The sequence below is a fragment of the Streptosporangium sp. NPDC048886 genome, from assembly GCF_055586905.1.
Genome location: NZ_JBVJHH010000021.1, coordinates 109,318 through 125,087, shown reverse-complemented (window position 1 = coordinate 125,087; position 15,770 = coordinate 109,318). Strand labels below are relative to the sequence as shown.

At 73.6% G+C, this 15,770-nt stretch carries 16 protein-coding genes; 8 read left to right on the top strand and 8 right to left on the bottom strand.

What is annotated here, in order from left to right; genetic code table 11:
- Nucleotides 1-63 precede the first annotated feature (63 nt).
- Nucleotides 64-771 (top strand): hypothetical protein, encoded by a 708-nt coding sequence (locus ACZ6R6_RS25985; RefSeq protein WP_470097424.1) that lies wholly within the window; start codon nt 64-66, stop codon nt 769-771.
- A gap of 271 nt (nt 772-1,042) precedes the next feature.
- Nucleotides 1,043-3,259, top strand: coding sequence for an SF1B family DNA helicase RecD2 (gene recD2, locus ACZ6R6_RS25980; RefSeq protein ID WP_470097422.1), 2,217 nt, complete (start codon nt 1,043-1,045; stop codon nt 3,257-3,259).
- Here recD2 and ACZ6R6_RS25975 read toward each other — a convergent pair.
- Nucleotides 3,234-3,980 (bottom strand): ArsR/SmtB family transcription factor, encoded by a 747-nt coding sequence (locus ACZ6R6_RS25975; RefSeq protein ID WP_470097420.1) that lies wholly within the window; start codon nt 3,978-3,980, stop codon nt 3,234-3,236. The genes recD2 and ACZ6R6_RS25975 overlap by 26 nt on opposite strands.
- Before the next feature lie 64 nt (nt 3,981-4,044).
- Between ACZ6R6_RS25975 and ACZ6R6_RS25970 the strand changes: the two genes are divergently transcribed.
- Both ACZ6R6_RS25970 and ACZ6R6_RS25965 read left to right on the top strand, forming a co-directional pair.
- A complete protein-coding gene (locus tag ACZ6R6_RS25970; protein ID WP_470097418.1) occupies nt 4,045-5,007 on the top strand; it encodes a cytochrome P450 in 963 nt (320 codons plus the stop codon).
- A 17-nt stretch (nt 5,008-5,024) separates the two neighbouring features.
- Nucleotides 5,025-5,804 carry an isocitrate lyase/PEP mutase family protein gene (locus ACZ6R6_RS25965; RefSeq protein ID WP_470097416.1) on the top strand — a complete coding sequence of 260 codons (780 nt, stop codon included), beginning with the start codon at nt 5,025-5,027 and terminating at the stop codon, nt 5,802-5,804.
- Nucleotides 5,805-5,843: 39 nt separating this feature from the next.
- On the opposite strand, the gene ACZ6R6_RS25960 is transcribed toward ACZ6R6_RS25965, so the two are convergent.
- The 4 genes from ACZ6R6_RS25960 to ACZ6R6_RS25945 form a co-directional block, all read right to left on the bottom strand.
- Entirely contained in the window at nt 5,844-6,707 is an 864-nt protein-coding gene (locus ACZ6R6_RS25960) for a DUF4394 domain-containing protein (protein ID WP_470097414.1), read from the bottom strand.
- 228 nt (nt 6,708-6,935) lie between these two features.
- Nucleotides 6,936-7,268 carry an STAS domain-containing protein gene (locus ACZ6R6_RS25955; RefSeq protein ID WP_470097413.1) on the bottom strand — a complete coding sequence of 111 codons (333 nt, stop codon included), beginning with the start codon at nt 7,266-7,268 and terminating at the stop codon, nt 6,936-6,938.
- 6 nt (nt 7,269-7,274) lie between these two features.
- Entirely contained in the window at nt 7,275-8,330 is a 1,056-nt protein-coding gene (locus ACZ6R6_RS25950) for a cobalamin B12-binding domain-containing protein (protein ID WP_470097411.1), read from the bottom strand.
- Complete coding sequence (locus ACZ6R6_RS25945) at nt 8,327-9,958, bottom strand: PP2C family protein-serine/threonine phosphatase (protein WP_470097409.1); 1,632 nt, start codon at nt 9,956-9,958, stop codon at nt 8,327-8,329. The genes ACZ6R6_RS25950 and ACZ6R6_RS25945 overlap by 4 nt, the downstream gene beginning before the upstream one ends.
- Nucleotides 9,959-10,330: 372 nt before the next feature.
- Between ACZ6R6_RS25945 and ACZ6R6_RS25940 the strand changes: the two genes are divergently transcribed.
- The gene (locus tag ACZ6R6_RS25940; RefSeq protein WP_470097408.1) at nt 10,331-11,518 is read left to right on the top strand and encodes a L,D-transpeptidase; all 1,188 of its coding nucleotides are present in this window, start codon (nt 10,331-10,333) and stop codon (nt 11,516-11,518) included.
- Between the two features lie 109 nt (nt 11,519-11,627).
- On the opposite strand, the gene ACZ6R6_RS25935 is transcribed toward ACZ6R6_RS25940, so the two are convergent.
- Entirely contained in the window at nt 11,628-12,590 is a 963-nt protein-coding gene (locus ACZ6R6_RS25935; protein WP_470097406.1) for a radical SAM protein, read from the bottom strand.
- Nucleotides 12,591-12,649: 59 nt separating this feature from the next.
- Nucleotides 12,650-13,615 carry a GlxA family transcriptional regulator gene (locus tag ACZ6R6_RS25930; RefSeq protein ID WP_470097404.1) on the bottom strand — a complete coding sequence of 322 codons (966 nt, stop codon included), beginning with the start codon at nt 13,613-13,615 and terminating at the stop codon, nt 12,650-12,652.
- Between the two features lie 185 nt (nt 13,616-13,800).
- Here ACZ6R6_RS25930 and ACZ6R6_RS25925 point away from each other — a divergent pair, with 185 nt between their 5' ends.
- The 3 genes from ACZ6R6_RS25925 (at nt 13,801) to ACZ6R6_RS25915 (ending at nt 15,314) form a co-directional block, all read left to right on the top strand.
- The gene (locus ACZ6R6_RS25925; protein ID WP_470097402.1) at nt 13,801-14,490 is read left to right on the top strand and encodes a DJ-1/PfpI family protein; all 690 of its coding nucleotides are present in this window, start codon (nt 13,801-13,803) and stop codon (nt 14,488-14,490) included.
- A 45-nt stretch (nt 14,491-14,535) separates the two neighbouring features.
- Nucleotides 14,536-14,988, top strand: coding sequence for a DMT family transporter (locus tag ACZ6R6_RS25920; protein WP_470097500.1), 453 nt, complete (start codon nt 14,536-14,538; stop codon nt 14,986-14,988).
- Nucleotides 14,989-15,053: 65 nt separating this feature from the next.
- Nucleotides 15,054-15,314, top strand: a complete 261-nt coding sequence (locus tag ACZ6R6_RS25915) for a hypothetical protein (protein WP_470097400.1) — start codon at nt 15,054-15,056, stop codon at nt 15,312-15,314.
- A gap of 12 nt (nt 15,315-15,326) precedes the next feature.
- Here the strand turns inward: ACZ6R6_RS25915 and ACZ6R6_RS25910 are convergent, their stop codons facing one another.
- Entirely contained in the window at nt 15,327-15,746 is a 420-nt protein-coding gene (locus ACZ6R6_RS25910; RefSeq protein ID WP_470097398.1) for a Tn3 family transposase, read from the bottom strand.
- Nucleotides 15,747-15,770: the final 24 nt, after the last annotated feature.

The window sequence follows — 15,770 nt, the reverse complement described above, 5'->3', positions numbered from 1 at the left end:
GTGCGGTTTCACCGGTCGATCGGCATCGGGCCTCCCTGCGAGGCCCGAGAGGAGGGCAGTCTGGTGCGTAAGCGCTACCCCATCGTGACGGCCACGGGCGCGCTGTGCCTGGCGCTGGCCGCCGCCTGCGCAGGCGGCGGTCCCGTCAACCTGGCGCAGGCCCCAACGGGGACCCCCACGGCGGGCCCCACGGGGAGCCCGGGACAGCCGACGGGCGGCGGCGGGGCCACCACCATGCCCGGCGGCTTCAAACTGGTCGGCAGCACCGCCAACGGGCTCGCCGTCGCGGTCCCCGACTCCTGGGTGGCGCTCGACCTGACCAAGGACGACCTCCAGCAGGGACTCAAGCGCAGCGGCCTGTCGGGCAAGGCGCTGGAGCGGGCCCAGCGGGACCTGCAGCCGCTGGTGACCAACAAGGCCGTCTGGGCCTTCGACCCCGGATCGAGGCGCAGATCGCCCAACGGCTTCACCACCAACCTCAACGGCTACTGCCAGCCCAGCTCCGACGCCTCGACCGACCAGCTGATCAGCGCGGCCACCGGCGAGCTGGAACAGATCAGAGCCAAGATCACCGAGGCGACCAAGGTACCCGTCGGCGGCACGGAGGCGGCGCGGATGGTCTACGTCTTCCCGGCCGGCGGCATGCAGGTCAAGGGCACCCAGTTCTACCTGCCCGCCCAGAGCAGGACCTGCACCGTCACGCTCAGCACCGACCAGGACGGCAAGCAGGCCCTGTTCGACCGGATCGGCAGGACGATCCGGCTGCTCTGACCATCCTGACCGTCCGTCCTGGCGGCACCGCCGCCGGCCACGCCGAGAACTCCGCCGCGGACGCCCGCTGTCACCTCACCGCCAGAGCCCTGGCGGTGAGGCGGTCGACGCCGCCGCGTCCGGCCCGCGGCACGGAGGCCCCGGCGATCGGCGGATCCCGGCCGCGGCGCCCGGGGGAGCCGGGCTCCGGCCCCCCGCCGGCCCATCACGGTCGCCGACCACTGCTCTAGCCTTCTACCCTGGCCCGGGAAGGTTAGGAGAGAGGTTTTCCGTGAACCCTGGATCGGGTGGTCCCCCTACGGCATCCATCGACGCCGTCCTCGAACGCATCACCTACGCCAACGAGGAGACCGGCTACACCATCGCCAGGGTGGCCACCGAACGCTCGGGCAGTGACCTGCTGACCGTGGTCGGGCCGCTGCTGGGCGCCCAGCCCGGTGAGTCGCTACGGCTGACCGGGCGCTGGACCTCCCATCCGAAGTACGGCAAGCAGTTCGAGGTGTGGTCCTACACCACCGTGCTGCCCGCCACCGTCCAGGGCATCCAGCGCTATCTGGGCTCCGGACTGATCAAGGGCATCGGGCCGAAGATGGCCGAGCGGATCGTCGACCACTTCGGCGCCGACACCCTCCAGATCATCGAGACCGCCCCCGAGCGCCTGGTCGAGGTACCCGGGCTCGGGCCCAAGCGGACCAAGATGATCGGCGTCGCCTGGGAGGAACAGAAGATCATCAAAGAAGTGATGATCTTCCTGCAGGGGGTCGGCGTGTCGACCTCCATCGCGGTGCGGATCTTCAAGCAGTACGGCGACGCCTCCATCACGGTCGTCAAGAGCGAGCCCTACCGGCTGGCCGACGACGTGTGGGGGATCGGCTTCAAGACCGCCGACACCATCGCCCAGGCCGTCGGCATCCCGCACGACAGCCCCGAGCGGGTCAAGGCGGGGCTGCGCTACACCCTGTCGCAGGCCGCCGACGACGGCCACTGCTACCTGCCGGCGCCCAACCTCGTCGGCGACGCGGTGAAGATCCTGGAGGTCCCGGCCGAGCTGACCGTCCGGTGCCTGGAGGAGCTGGTCGCCGAGGAGGGCGTGGTCCGCGAGGAGGTCCCCGTCGGCGACGGCACCGTCCCGGCGGTCTACCTGGTCCCCTTCCACCGCGCGGAGCTGTCGCTGGCCGGTTCGCTGCGCGCTCTGCTGGCCTCCGGCCACGACCGGCTGGGCGTCTTCGGGTCGGTGGACTGGGAGGCGGCCCTGCAGTGGCTGCAGCAGCGGACCGGCGCCGACCTCGCCCCCGAGCAGGCCCACGCCGTACGGCTGGCACTGTGCGAGAAGGTCGCGGTGCTGACCGGCGGCCCCGGCTGCGGCAAGAGCTTCACGGTGCGCTCCATCGTCACCCTGGCCCGCGCCAAGAAGGCCAAGGTGATCCTGGCCGCGCCCACCGGCCGGGCGGCCAAGAGGCTGGCGGAGCTGACCGGCCACGAGGCCACCACCGTGCACCGGCTGCTGCAGCTGCGCCCCGGCGGGGATGCCACCTTCGACCGCGACAACCCCCTGGACGCCGACCTGGTCGTGGTCGACGAGGCCTCGATGCTGGACCTGCTGCTGGCCAACAAGCTGGTCAAGGCCGTCGCGCCGGGCACGCACCTGCTGTTCGTGGGGGATGTGGACCAGCTGCCGTCGGTCGGCGCCGGCGAGGTGCTGCGGGACCTGCTGGCCGCCGAGGAGGAGATCCCCCGGGTCCGGCTGACCCACATCTTCCGCCAGGCGCAGGAGTCGGGCGTGGTCACCAACGCCCACCGGGTCAACACCGGCCTGCCGCCGGCGCTGGAGGGCATGAGCGACTTCTTCCTGTTCCCGTGCGAGGAGCCGGAGGAGATCGCGGCGCTGACGGTGGACGTGGTGGCCAACCGGATCCCGCGCAAGTTCGGCCTCAACCCGCGCCGGGACGTGCAGGTGCTGGCGCCGATGCACCGGGGCGCGGCGGGCGCGGGCAACCTCAACACCTCGCTGCAGGAGGCGCTGACCCCCTCACGGGAGGGCATGCCCGAGCGCCGCTACGGCGGCCGGGTCTTCCGGGTCGGCGACAAGGTGACCCAGCTGCGCAACAACTACGACAAGGGCGCGGCGGGGGTGTTCAACGGGACCGTGGGCATGGTGGTCGACATCAAGCCCGACGACCACAAGCTGACCGTGCTGACCGATGAGGACGAGCACGTCGAGTACGCCTTCGACGAGCTGGACGAGCTGGCGCACGCCTACGCGGTCTCCATCCACCGCTCCCAGGGCAGCGAGTATCCGGCGGTGGTCATCCCGCTGGCCACCAGCGCCTGGATGATGCTGCAGCGCAACCTGCTCTACACCGCCATCACCCGGGCCAAGAAGCTCGTCGTCATCGTCGGCTCACGCCGGGCGCTGGCCCAGGCGGTGCGGACCCGGGGCGCGGGGCGGCGCCACACCAGCCTCACCCACCGGCTGCGCTCGCCGTGACCTGGACGGCCTGGCCGGTGAGCCCGTCCAGGCCCAGCAGCGCGCCCAGAGCCTCGTGGCCGGCCCCGGTGACGCGCAGCGCGCGTCCGGAGCCGATCCGGCTCACCCATCCGCGCTCCAGCGCGGTCGCGCAGAGCGCGGCCCCCGCGGAGCCGGCCAGGTGATGGCGGCGTTCGGTCCAGTCCAGGCAGGGCCGGGCCAGGGGGCGCCTGCCGGTGGGCGGCGGCAGCGGCACCCGCAGCTCCCCCTCGAACCAGGCCAGCCCCTCGTCGCTGAGCGCGAAGCCGGTGTCCTGGCGCAGCAGCCCCCGGGCGGTGAGCGCGTCGGTGATGGCCACGCCGAGCCTTCCGGCCAGGTGGTCGTAGCAGGTCCGCGCGGCGGCCATCGCCTTGGCCGCGCTCGCCGCGCGCAACGTCGGCGGCCTGGCGGCGCTCTCGGCGCGTTCGGCGTGGGCCGTCAGGTCCTCGATGAGCTGGGCCACCTGCGGCCCGGCGAGCCGCAGATAGCGGTGGCGTCCCTGGCGCTCCTCGGCCAGCAGGCCCCCCTGCACCAGCTGTGACAGGTGCTCGCTGGCCGTGGAGGCCGCGACCCCGGCGTGCCGGGCCAGCTCACCGGCGGTCCAGGCACGCCCGTCCAGCAGCGCCAGGCAGAAACGCGCCCGGGTGGCGTCGGCCAGCAGCCCGGCCAGTACGGCAAGAGGGATCGGCGTCGTAGATGTCATCTGTCCATCATGACCGGCCGACACTTCGGCGGGCGCCGAAGCCTCGCGCCTCTAGCCTCGGGACATGACTTCACACCCGCTGGTCGTCAGCCGCTACGACGAGGTGCGCGCGCTCCTGGCCGACCCCGGCCTGTCCGTCGTGCCCGCGCCTCGCCCGCCCTCCGCCCTGACCGTGGCCTGGCTGCGCGGCGCGGTCAGCCGCTTCGCCGACGGCCCCCTGCACGCCCGGCGCCGGGCCGCGGCCCAGGAGGTGCTCGCCGGGCTGCAGCCGCGGGCGCTGCGCGCCGCGGCCTTCCGGCGGGCCTCCTCGGCCCCGCGGGAGGCCGGGGCGGTCCCGATCGAGCTGATCCCGGTCGAGGTGCTGGCCGTCGCGCTCGGGGTCCGGGCGCCAGAGGGCGGGCAGGCGGCGCGGGCGGTGGCGCGGTTCGCCCCGGCCTACCTGCCCGCCCCGGCCGCCGCCACCGCAACCACCATGGTCGCGAGCACCGGGCAGCCCGCCACCGCGGGCGCCACCCACGCCGCCGCGAGCACCGCCGCGAGCACCGCCGCCGGGCACGCCGCCGGGGACACGACGGCGGCCGACGCGGGCCTGGCCCGGCTGTCGAGGCTGCTGGGCGACCCCGAGCCGGAGCGGCTGGCCGTACTGGCCGGACTGCTGGCCCAGGCCTGCGACTCCACGGCCACCCTGATCCGCAACGCGCTGGCGGCCGACACCGCGGCCTGCCCGGTGGAGGATCTGCTGGCCGAGACGCTGCGCCACGACCCGCCGGTGCGGGTGCTGCGCCGCGTCGTGACCGGGCCGGGCCGAGCGGCGGGCGGCGCGGCGGGCGGCGCGGAGCCCGGCACACCCGTACTGCTGGATGTGGCGGCGGCCAACCGGGATCCGGAGGTGTTCGACGACCCCGGCCGCTTCCGGCCCGGCCGCCCCCAGGAACACCTGACCTTCGGAGCGGGGCTGCGCCCCTGCCCGGGGCGGCAGATCGCGCTGGCACTGGCGGCCGGGGTGATCGAGGCGGTGCGGCGGTGACGGCGGCGGAGCCGACGATGTCCGAGCGGTTCAGGGCGTTGCACCACGGCCCCCAGCCCCTGCTGCTGCCCAACGCGTGGGACCACGCCTCGGCGGCGGCGCTGGCGGCGGCCGGGTTCGCGGCGGTGGGGACGACGAGCCTGGGAGTGGCCGCGGCCGCGGGAAAGCCGGACGCCGAGCAGGCCACCCGGGCCGAGACCGTGGCGCTGGCACGCGGGATCGCCAGGCTGCAGGTGCCGGTCACGGTCGACATCGAGGCGGGCTTCGGCGGCTCACCCGCCCAGGTGGCCGACCTGGCCGAGGAACTGGCCGACGCCGGGATCGCCGGGATCAACATCGAAGACGGGCGCGGCCGCGGCCTGGCGGAGGTCTCCGAGCAGGTCGCGCTGATCGGCGCGATCAAGCAGCGGGTGCCGCGGCTGTTCGTCAACGCCCGCACCGACCCGTTCTGGCTGGGCGCACCCGACGCCCTGGCCACAGCCGTGCGGCGGGTCCAGGCCTACGCCGGCGCGGGGGCCGACGGGGTGTTCGTCCCGGGGGCGGCCCGGGAGCGGGAGGTGCAGGCGCTGGTCGCCGCGGCCGCGGTGCCGCTGAACGTGCTCATCCAGCCGCAGGTGCCGCCGGCGAGACTGGCGGCCCTGGGCGTGCGGCGGATCAGCTACGGCTCCCTGCTGTTCCGCACCGCGCTGCGGGCGGCCGTCACCACCGCGCTGGAGGTGGCCGCCGGCGGCCCGGTCGCCGACGACGTGCCCTCCTACGGGCAGGTCCAGCGGCTGTGGCGGCCGCAGCCGCGCTGAGGCCGCCGCTGCCGCCCCCCGGTGAGGGGGTGGAGCCGGTCAGTTCCGGTCCAGCGGCAGCGCGATGTCGACGACCTGGCGGTGGCGCGGGAAGGAGCCGTAGAGGTCGGCTGCGCCGGTGAGCAGGTCCACGGCGTAGAAGCGGTAGCCCTCGCCGACCTTCAGCGTGGCGAAGGCGCTGTTGGAGACGGTGGCCTCGCCGCGCACCGAGCTGTAGACGTCCAAGCCCGCGCCGCCGGTCGCGGCCACGCCCAGGGCGCCGACCGGCGCCAGGGTGCCCGCGTTGGCCGGGGACTGCAGGCTCACCCGGTCGGCGCCGGTGTCGAGGTCGAAGAGCGTGGTGGCGGTGGCCGGGCTGAGGTCGTTGTTGGTGTAGGCGGCCGCCGAGACGCCGAGCGCGGTGGCGCCCGTGGTGGCCGGCGGGACGGGCGGGTTGGTCAGCGGGCCGTCGGCCACGGTCTGTCCCGCGGCGGGGCTGCCGGCCGGATCGTCGATGTTGTGCCGCAGGTTCTGCCCGGTGTCGCTGATCACGCGCAGCCGGTTGGCGGCGGGGTTGAAGTCGACGCCGAAGCCGGTGCCGCTCAGCGCCACGGTCAGCTGGGAGACCTTGGTCGCCTCGGCCGAGCGGCTCAGGACGTAGACGCCGCCCTGGTCGCCGACGCCGTACAGCCTGCCGTTCTGCACGCGGTAGTCGATGCCGACCAGGGCGCGGTCGCCCTGGAGCCCGCGGACCGCGCCCAGGTCGTGGACCTTCTCGGGGGAGCGGGCCTGGAAGAGCACCAGGCGCTGGCCGTCGGTCAGCCCGACGACCGCCAGGCGGGGCCGGCTGTCGGCCTGCGCCGGCGCGGTGGTGCCCATCGCCGCGCTCAGCACCACCAGGGCGGCGATGAGTGTCTTTCGCATGTGCCTTCTCCTCTGCGGGCGGGCGCCGGCGCGCCCGGGCCGGCCACGGCCACGGCATGGTGGGTGGACCGGCCTACGCGTGATCCTGTTTTCGCAGGTTAAGCGGTAAGGATCAGCGAGATCGGCTTCTGCCGCGGTGTGTCGCCGGCAATCACCCGCACCCCCGTGCGGAGCCGCCCCGCGGCTGCCGCCCGCGGGACGGGCCCGGGCCAGGTTCGGGACGGGGCGCTACTGGGCGGGCGGCAGCTCGAAGACCTGGTCCAGGGCGGTCACCTTGAACAGGTGGCGCAGGTAGGAGGTCAGGGCGACGATCCGCATGGTGCCGCCGTGCTCGCGCGCGGTGTTGTAGACGTTGATCAGGGCCGCCACCCCGGAGGAGTCGACGAACTCCAGACCAGACAGGTCCAGCTCCAGACGGCGCGGCTGCCCGGCCAGCAGCTCCTGCGCCAGGGGGAAGAGCTCGGCGGCCGTGTCGTAGTCCAGATCACCGGCGAGCACCAGCAGCGTGGTGTCCGCGGCGGTGCTCTGCACCTCGGTACGGAGCGGGGTCTTCTCGAGCATCTATCGTCAGATCTCCAAATCGGCGCCGGGGGCGTGTGCCGCCTCGATCCCCTGGACCAGCATGCGGCGGGCACGGGGAAAGTCTCGCAGCTCATCGTGGAAAATACGCAATCCCACCTCTATCGCCCTGGCTGGGACTCCGCGGGCCCGCAGCACGCCGCCGGTCCAGGTGATGAAGCCGGTGAACACCGCGGCGTCGTCGACGTAGAGGGCGGCGGCCAGGAAGTCGAGGATGTGACCGAGGTCTTCGGCGGTGGAGTCGAGCTGGTGGGCGGTGTAGGCGGCCATCGGCCGGTAGGCGCCGGCCAGGGCGCTCATCGCGCCGGTGAGCAGCTCGCCGCGGCGGCGCGTCAGGTGGGTGTACTCCTCATCGGCCAGGTGGGCCGGCGCGTGCGGCGGAGCGGGGAAGGCCGGCAGGCCGCCGGCCAGCACGTCGGCGGCGGCGTCGGCGGTGGGGGCCCAGGCGTCGGCGCCCAGCAGCCGGGCCGAGCGGCCGTCGGCGCCGAAACCGGATCCGCCGGCCAGGACGGGCACGCCGACGGCCTGGCAGGCGGTGAGCGTGGCGTGGGCCCGGGGCAGGCGGGTGGGCAGGGCGCAGCCCAGTGCGACCGCGTCGGGCCCGGTCTGGTGCAGGTGGGTGATCAGGTGCGGGCCGGGCACGCTGGCGCCCAGGAAGTCGACCCGCCAGCCGCGCAGGCGCAGCACCTCGGCCAGCAGCCGGGTGGGCAGCGCGTGGTATTCGCCGTCGGTGCAGGCGACGGTGACACGGCCGAGGGTGGGCTCGGGCCGGACCCGGGCGGTGATCGCGGCGACGGCGCGCTCGCTGACGGCCGTGGCCCCGTGCTCGCGGGCGACCGACCAGCGGTTGGCCGCCCACAGCTCGCCGACGCGCCGCTGGGCGGGCGCGATGAGCTCCAGCAGCAGGCTCTCGGCCGGCACGCCCTCACTCAGCAGGCCGAGCACCAGGTCGACGGCGCCGAACTCGTCGGCCCGGCCGATGCGCTCCAGGTAGTGCTCCCCGGCGGTGCGCAGATCCCCGGGGGACAGGCCGGTGGCGCTCATCGCGCGGGCCTGGCCTGTACGGCCAGCAGCGCCCGGTCGTCCTGGACGTCGCCGCCCAGCCAGTCGGTGCTGAGCTGCTCCAGCCGTTCCACCACCGCCGCCACCGGCATGCCCGCGCAGGTGGACAGGGCGTCCCTGAGCCGCCGCCCGCCGTACATCTCACGGCCGCTGGGGCCGCCGAAGGCCTCGGTGATGCCGTCGCTGTAGAACAGGCACACCTCGCCGGGGGCCAGCTCGACGGTGAGGGGGGTCACGGTGACGGTCTCCAGCGCGCCGAGCAGCGGGCCGCCGGCGGCGACCTCCTGCACGGTGCCGTCGCGGCGCAGGATGAGCGGCGCCGGATGCCCGGCCACGGCCAGGTCCATGCGCACCCGGCCGTCGGCGCCGGCCCGCAGCGCGCCCAGGACGAGGGTGAGGTAGGAGTTGGGGACGGGGGAGGCCAGCAGGGAGCGGTTGAGCAGTGACGCCAGCCGCCCGGGGTCGGTCTCGGTCAGCAGCAGCGCGCGCAGCGACTGGCGGACCTGCCCGGCCAGGACGGCGGCCTGCGCGCCCTTGCCGCAGACGTCGCCCAGGACCACCAGCGGCTCGCCGGCGGCGCCGGGGGCGGGCAGGCAGACGTCGTAGAAGTCGCCGCCGATCAGGGCGGCCTGCTGGGCGGCGCGCAGCGAGCCCGCCAGCTCCAGCCCGGGCAGCGCCGGCAGGGCCGGCGGCAGCAGGTCCCTGGTCAAGATCGCGTTGGTGGCGCTCTGCTCCTGGTACAGGGTGGCGGCCGAGATGGCCGCGCCCGCGCGGGCGGCGAAGATCCGCACCAGGGTCTCGGCCTCCTCCTCGAAGGCCGGGCCGCCTTCGCGGCGGGCCAGCACCAGCGCTCCGGCCGGGACGCCGTTGCCGGGCAGCGGGGTGACGAGCAGGTGCTGGGCCTGGCCGAACTCCTCGGGCAGCAGCCAGCCGGGCACCTGGGCGGGGTCCAGCCACCGGCTGGGCACGGGCGGGAAGCCCGCCAGCGCCTCGGCCAGGCCGGGCACCTGCGCGGTGGAGGCGGTGGTGACCGTGCCCTCCTGCAGCGCCTGCCGCCCGCCCGCCGAACGCAGCCAGCTCGCCTGGCGGCGCCCGGCGGGCGGCAGCACCACCATGGCGACGTCGGCCAGGAAGGAGACGGCCAGCTCGACCGTGGTGCGGGCGCAGCGGCGCGTGTTGAGCGAGGCCGACAGCCTGCGGCCGGCCTCCATCAGGAACTCGGTGCGCCGGCGCTCGGCCAGCAGCGCGCCGGTCCTGGCCGACTCGGCGCTGACGTCGCGCAGGTACCAGGCGTGATGGGCGATGCCGAAGGCCTCCCGGCGCACCCGCAGGAGCCGCCGCCCGTGGCCGACCTCCCGGTCCTGGCCCTCGGGGTGGTCGTGGTCGAACAGCCCGGCGGCCGCGCCCGAGGCGGCGGGGCGGCCGGGTGAGACCTCCGGCGCCATCCGCGCCGCCGCGGCGTTGACCATGACGACGGCGCCGTCGGCGCCGCACAGCACCACGCCCTCGGCCGAGGCCTCCACGATGGTGCGCAGCAGCTCCTCGCCCGGGGCCCGGGACGGGTCCCGGTGCGTGCGATCGATGTCATCGACCGGTCGTACTGCGGTCATCACCACGCCTTCCGTTCCGGGTCGATCACGTCAGCCTAGCTTTCCGTCCCCGGGACGGGGCGGGCCGGTCCCGGCCACCGCGGACGGCGGCACCACCCGTCCGGGCCCCGCCCCCGATTTCCGCCCGGCGTCCGCCGGAGCGCGGGCCCACGCCGGGGAGGCGGCATCGGCCCAGGTGAAGGCCCCAACGACCGCGCCGGGCGCCCCGGTGCGGCCCCTCGTGTTCCCCGAAGTCCCGGACGGCATGTTATTCACACCGCAAAGTGACCTAAATGTGACCGAACTCTCCTCAACCAGGTGTACTACCTGCGCATCTCCTATTAGGGTCTTTAAACGCAGTTTGCTGTAGTGGGGGAGAAAGTTGTGTTAAACGTGGAACGTCGTGGTCTGAGGACGCCGCTGGCCGGACTGGCGGTGGCGGCGGCGGCCGTACTGGCCACCTCCTGCTCCGGCGGGTCGACTCCGGCGACCCCTGCCGCCGACGGCGGGACCGCCGCGGCGGCCACCACACCGGCCGCGCCGGTCATAAAGATCAGCCCGGCCCAGGGCAGCGCGACCGTGCGACCGGACAAGAAGGTCGTCGTCACCGCCGCCAACGGGTCACTTGAGCAGGTAACCGTGGAGAGCGGCGGCAAGCCGCTGGCCGGCTCCTTCGACGCCGGCCGGACCAAATGGGTCTCCAAGGCCCCGTTGAAGCCCTCCAGCGAATACACCGTCTCGGCGCGCGCGGTGGGCGGCACCACCGCCAGCAGCTCCTTCACGACGCTCAAACCGAAGGTCGAGCTGGCGGTGGCCGATGTGACCCCGGCGTTGAAGGGGGAGAAGGTCGGCGTGGGGGCGCCGATCATCGTCACCTTCAACCAGCCGGTCAGTCAGAAGGCCGCGGTGGAACAGGCACTGGAGGTGACCTCGGAGAAGCCCTCCCAGGGCGCGTGGCGGTGGATCAACGACACCACGGTGATCTACCGGACCGCCAAGTTCTGGCAGCCCCACCAGAAGGTGACCTTCACCGCCCGCCTCAACGGCGTGCAGGGCGGCAAGGACATGTACGGGGTCAAGGACTTCACCAAGAGCATCCGGATCGGCGCGGCCCAGATCGCCACCATCGACACCCGCAAGCACAAGATGATCGTCAAGCGGGACGGCAAGGTCGTCCAGACCATGCTGATCAGCGCCGGCAACGCCAGCACCCGCGAATACACCACCACCAGCGGCGTGCACCTGGCGATGGGCAAGGCCAACCCCGAGCGGATGATCTCACCGGGCCGCAAGAAGGGCGACCCCGGCTACTACGACCTGATGATCAACCACGCGGTGCGCTTCTCCAACAGCGGCGAATACGTCCACGCGCTGAACAACGTCTGGGCCCAGGGCCGCCAGAACGTCAGCCACGGCTGCATCAACTCCCGCCCCGACCAGGCCAGGTGGTTCTACAACCAGGTCCAGCGCGGCGACGTGATCACCATCACCGGCACCGACCGGAAGATGGAGTGGAACAACGGCTGGGGCTTCTGGCAGCTGTCGTTCAAGCAGTGGGCCAAGGGCAGCGCCCTGGCCTGAGCCCCCTTTCGGGGGCGGCCCCGCCGGCACCCGCCGGCGGGGCCGCCCCCGAAAGGGACCGTCCGCACCGCGACAGGCCCCACCGGGCCGGACCCGGCGGGGGCGGACCTCACAGCAAGGTGAGCTGCCGGTGGGCCGACAGGGCCAGCGGCAGCGGCTGCTCAGGACGGGTCGGACTCATGCCGTAACGGGCGGCCAGCTGCAGGACCTGCCCGGTGAGACGGCCGACATAGCCGGGATCGGCGTCGGGCCCCCTGGCATACAGCTCGCCGTAGCGCTCGGCCAGCGCCGGATGGTGATCGCCAAGCCAGGCCAGATACCACTCCCGGGCGCCGGGCGGCAGGCGCAGCACCTGCGGGGTGAGACTGACGGCCCCGGCGTCGGCGGCCCGGCGCACGGTGGCGGCCAGCTGGTCGGGGGAGTCGGTCAGCAGCGGCAGGATGGGCGCCATCACCACCCCGCACGGCACACCGCGCTCGTTGAGCTCCGCCACCAGCTCCAGGCGTTTCTGCGCGCTCGGCGCACCGGGCTCCACGGTGCGGCGGATCTGGTCGTCGACGAAGGCGATCGAGACCACCACGCCCGCGCCGGGGGCGGCGGCCAGCAGCCCGGCGTCACGCAGGATGAGCGTGCTCTTGGTGTGCACGGTGAACGGCGCCCCGGCCTCACGCAGGGCGGCCACCACACCGGGCATCAGCCGGTAGATCTCCTCGGCGCCCTGGTAGCAGTCGCCGGCCATGCCCACCCGGACGTGCTCGCCGTCCCAGGCGGAGGACAGCTCGGCCCGCAGCCGCCGCACGATGTTGGTGCGCACCACGATCCGGGAGTCGAAGCCGGCGCCGGTGTCCAGCCCCAGGTAACGGTGGCCGCGCCGGACCGCGCAGTAACGGCAGGCCTGCGCGCACCCCCGGTAGGGGCTCAGCGCCCACCCCTCGGCGGTGCGCTCCAGCGCGCCGCGGGCCTGCACCTCGTAACAGGTCAGCCCGCCGTGAACCCGGGTCACCGCGGTGCGCTCGATCCGCGGCCGGGCCTCAGACGGCCCGGCGAGCAGGGCAGGCGCGTCCCATCGCATGCCGATCAGTGGAACACGTTTTCGACACCGCCCGCAAGTGGAACCGGCTACGGCGCTGCTCAGCGGCCCCCGCCGACGGCCTGGCGGTAGCGGGCGGGCGGCACGCCGTAGCGGTCGGTGAAGGCCTGCCGCAGCGTCTCGGCCGAGCCGAACCCGCACCGGCGCGCCACCGCCGCCACCGGCAGCGAGGTCGAGGCCAGCAGCTGCGCCGCCGCCTCGGCGCGCGCGCCGCGCACGTACCGCGCCGGGCTCTGCCCCAGCCGGTCGGCGAACAGCCGGGCCAGATGACGGCCGCTGACCCCCGCCCGCCGCGCCAGCGCCGCCGCCGACAGGTCGGCGTCCAGATGAGCGCCGACATACCCGACCAGGGCCCGCACCAGATCGTGGTCGGGCGGCGGAGCGGCCACGAACATGCTCATCTGCCGCTGGTCACCGGGCCGCTGCAGATAGGTCACCAGCCCGCGCGCCGCCCGGCGGGCCAGCTCCGCGCCGTGGTCGTCCTCGATCAGCGCCAGCGTCAGGTCCAGCGCGCTGGTCACCCCGGCCGCGGTGCAGAAACGCCCGTCACGGATGTAGATCGGCGCCGGATCCACCCGCACCCTCGGATACCGTCCGGCGATCGCGCCGGCGTAGGCCCAGTGCGTGGTGGCGCGGCGGCCGTCCAGCAGCCCGGTCGCGGCCAGCACACCGGCCCCGGTGCACACCGAGGCCACCCGGCGGCTCTCCCGCGCCAGTCTCCGCACATGCCCCACCAGGCGGGCGTCGGCGGCGGCCGCCTCATACCCCTGGCCACCGGCGACCAGCAGCGTGTCCAGCGGCCCGGTGAGCCGCTCCAGCGCCTGCTGCCCGCGCAGGACCAGCCCGGAGCCGCAGGCGACGTCCCGGCCGCCCGGGCTGGCCATCCGGATCCGGTACGGCGGGCCGGCGCCGAGCCGGTTGGCCGCGTCCAGGGCGTCGCAGACGCAGGCGATGTCCAGCAACGCGGCGCCGGCATAGGCCACGATCACGAACAGCCGCTCCTCCACGCCCCGACCCTACCTGTCCGAAAGACAGGGACCGCAGGAAAACAGACATGCCGGCGCGGGCGGCTTGGCACCCGCGCCGGGCCGGGCGAGGGTGAAAACGGCCGGGCCCGGGCACCGGCGTGGATGCCGCACCGGTGTCCGCGCCGCCCGCACCGACCCGTGAGAACCCGCAGCCGGAAGGACAGATGTTGAAGACCGTCGCGTTCGTGCTCTACCCCGGGATCACCCCCCTGGACCTGGTCGGCCCCCTGCAGGTGATGTCGGTGTTCGCCTTCTTCGACCCCGCCTACGAGGTGGTGGTGGCCGCCGAGACCCTCCAGCCCCTGCCGACCGACACCCCGCTGCGGCTGGCCCCCAGCCACACCTTCGACCAGCTCGACCGGCCGTACGCGGTGATCGTCCCGGGTGGCAACGGGCCGACCTTCGCCGCGATGGCCGACGACGGGCTGCTGGAGCGCATCCGCGCCGCCGCCGCGACCGCCGAGGTGGTCGGCTCGGTGTGCACCGGGTCACTGCTGCTGGCCGCCGCCGGCCTGCTGGACGGCCGCCGCGCCACCAGCCACTGGGCGGCCCTGCACCTGCTGGCCAAGCTCGGCGCGGTCCCGGTCGGCGAGCGCGTCGTGCACGACGGCCCGTACGTCACCGCCGCCGGGGTCGCGGCGGGCATCGACATGGCCCTGCACCTGGTCGGGCGCCTGGCGGGGGAGGAGACCGCCCGCCAGGTCCAACTCATGATCGAATACGATCCGCAGCCGCCGCACGGCCCCATCGACTGGGCGGCCGTGGACCGCGCCGCCTACACGCCGCTGATCACCGACACGCTGTCGGCCGCGCTGTCGGACCATCCACGGCTGCTGGAACGCCTCACCCAGTAAAAATGGTAAATTTGTACCACTTTTTGGGGCTGTGTCATGGCATGACTGGTTCTGGCAGGAGCGATCATCGCCGAGGCGCTGGCGACCACCGCGCTGAAGCTGAGTGAGGGCTTCACCCACAAAGGATGGGCGCCGGCCGTCGTGGCCGGCTACGCCGCCGCCTTCATCCTGCTGGCCCAGGCCCTGAAACTGCAGATGGAGATGGGCACCGCCTACGCCGTGTGGGCCGGCGCCGGCACCGCCGCCATCGCCGCGATCGGCGTGCTGTTCCTCGGCGAGACGCTCAGCCCGGCCCAAACAGCCGGTACCGCGCTCATCGTCGGCGGCGTGCTGGTGCTCAACCTGGCCGGCGGCACCCACCGAGCGCGCCGCCCGCGCCGCCCGCCCGCGCCGGCGCCGACAGGTGCAACGGGCAGGCGAGCGAAATACGTGGCCGACCGCCTGCCGACCGCCCTAACCTGGCCTGCCAGTAGGAGTGGAACGGCCAACCGGGCTTAGTGTCACATGTTTTGACACCATGGGCCTGACCAGGGCAGGCTTGCCTGATGGCGGATTCTGAGGGTGTGGCGTTCCTGCGTGCTGATGTTGATCGTTTTTGCCTGGAGATCGTTGATCTCGCGCCCGCGCTGCGGCTGCGGCGGCTGTCGGAGCTGCGCGCGATGCTGGAGGAGGTGACCGGCACGGCGCTGATCGAGGCGATGGCGGACGCGCGGGGTGAGGGGTGGGGCCTGCGCAAGATCGGCAAGAGTGCCGGGATCTCGCATGAGCAGGTACGCCGGATGCTCGCCGAGGGCCGTCCGGCCTGGGAGCATCCGGCGCGCTGAACGCGAGGGGGGTTACTTGGCGGGCGGGGGTGTGCGCAGCGGCTTCAGCTGTCCGTCGCGGACCAGCTCGGGCAGGGAGAAATTATAGCGGCCGAGCATGTTGAGATGCTCAAAGCCCAGGGGTGAGAGTCGGGCGATGTCGGCGGCGGAGATTTTCTTACCCTCGGCTCGCATTTCTTCCAGGGCGCGGGCCGTATAGACGGTGTTCCATAGAATGCAGACGTTGGTCATAAAGCCTAGCGCGCCGAGTTGGTCTTCCTGGCCTTCTTTGTACTTCTGCCGGAGTTCGCCTTTTTGGCCGTGGAAGATTTTGCGGGCCAGGGTGTGGCGGGATTCTTGACGGTTGAGTTGGGTGTTGACGCGGCGGCGCAGCAGTTCGTCGTCGTAGTAGCTGGCCAGGTAGGTGGAGCGATCGAGCTTGCCCAGCTCCATCAAGGCGCGCCCGACGGGGGTGGG

Coding starts and splice junctions, on each gene's coding strand:
- ACZ6R6_RS25975 (WP_470097420.1), bottom strand. CDS start 3,980: ATGACATCTACGACGCCGATCCCTCTTGCCGTACTGGCCGGGCTGCTG.
- ACZ6R6_RS25970 (WP_470097418.1), top strand. CDS start 4,045: ATGACTTCACACCCGCTGGTCGTCAGCCGCTACGACGAGGTGCGCGCG.
- ACZ6R6_RS25965 (WP_470097416.1), top strand. CDS start 5,025: ATGTCCGAGCGGTTCAGGGCGTTGCACCACGGCCCCCAGCCCCTGCTG.
- ACZ6R6_RS25960 (WP_470097414.1), bottom strand. CDS start 6,707: ATGCGAAAGACACTCATCGCCGCCCTGGTGGTGCTGAGCGCGGCGATG.
- ACZ6R6_RS25955 (WP_470097413.1), bottom strand. CDS start 7,268: ATGCTCGAGAAGACCCCGCTCCGTACCGAGGTGCAGAGCACCGCCGCG.
- ACZ6R6_RS25950 (WP_470097411.1), bottom strand. CDS start 8,330: ATGAGCGCCACCGGCCTGTCCCCCGGGGATCTGCGCACCGCCGGGGAG.
- ACZ6R6_RS25945 (WP_470097409.1), bottom strand. CDS start 9,958: ATGACCGCAGTACGACCGGTCGATGACATCGATCGCACGCACCGGGAC.
- ACZ6R6_RS25935 (WP_470097406.1), bottom strand. CDS start 12,590: ATGCGATGGGACGCGCCTGCCCTGCTCGCCGGGCCGTCTGAGGCCCGG.
- ACZ6R6_RS25925 (WP_470097402.1), top strand. CDS start 13,801: ATGTTGAAGACCGTCGCGTTCGTGCTCTACCCCGGGATCACCCCCCTG.
- ACZ6R6_RS25910 (WP_470097398.1), bottom strand. CDS start 15,746: ATGGAGCTGGGCAAGCTCGATCGCTCCACCTACCTGGCCAGCTACTAC.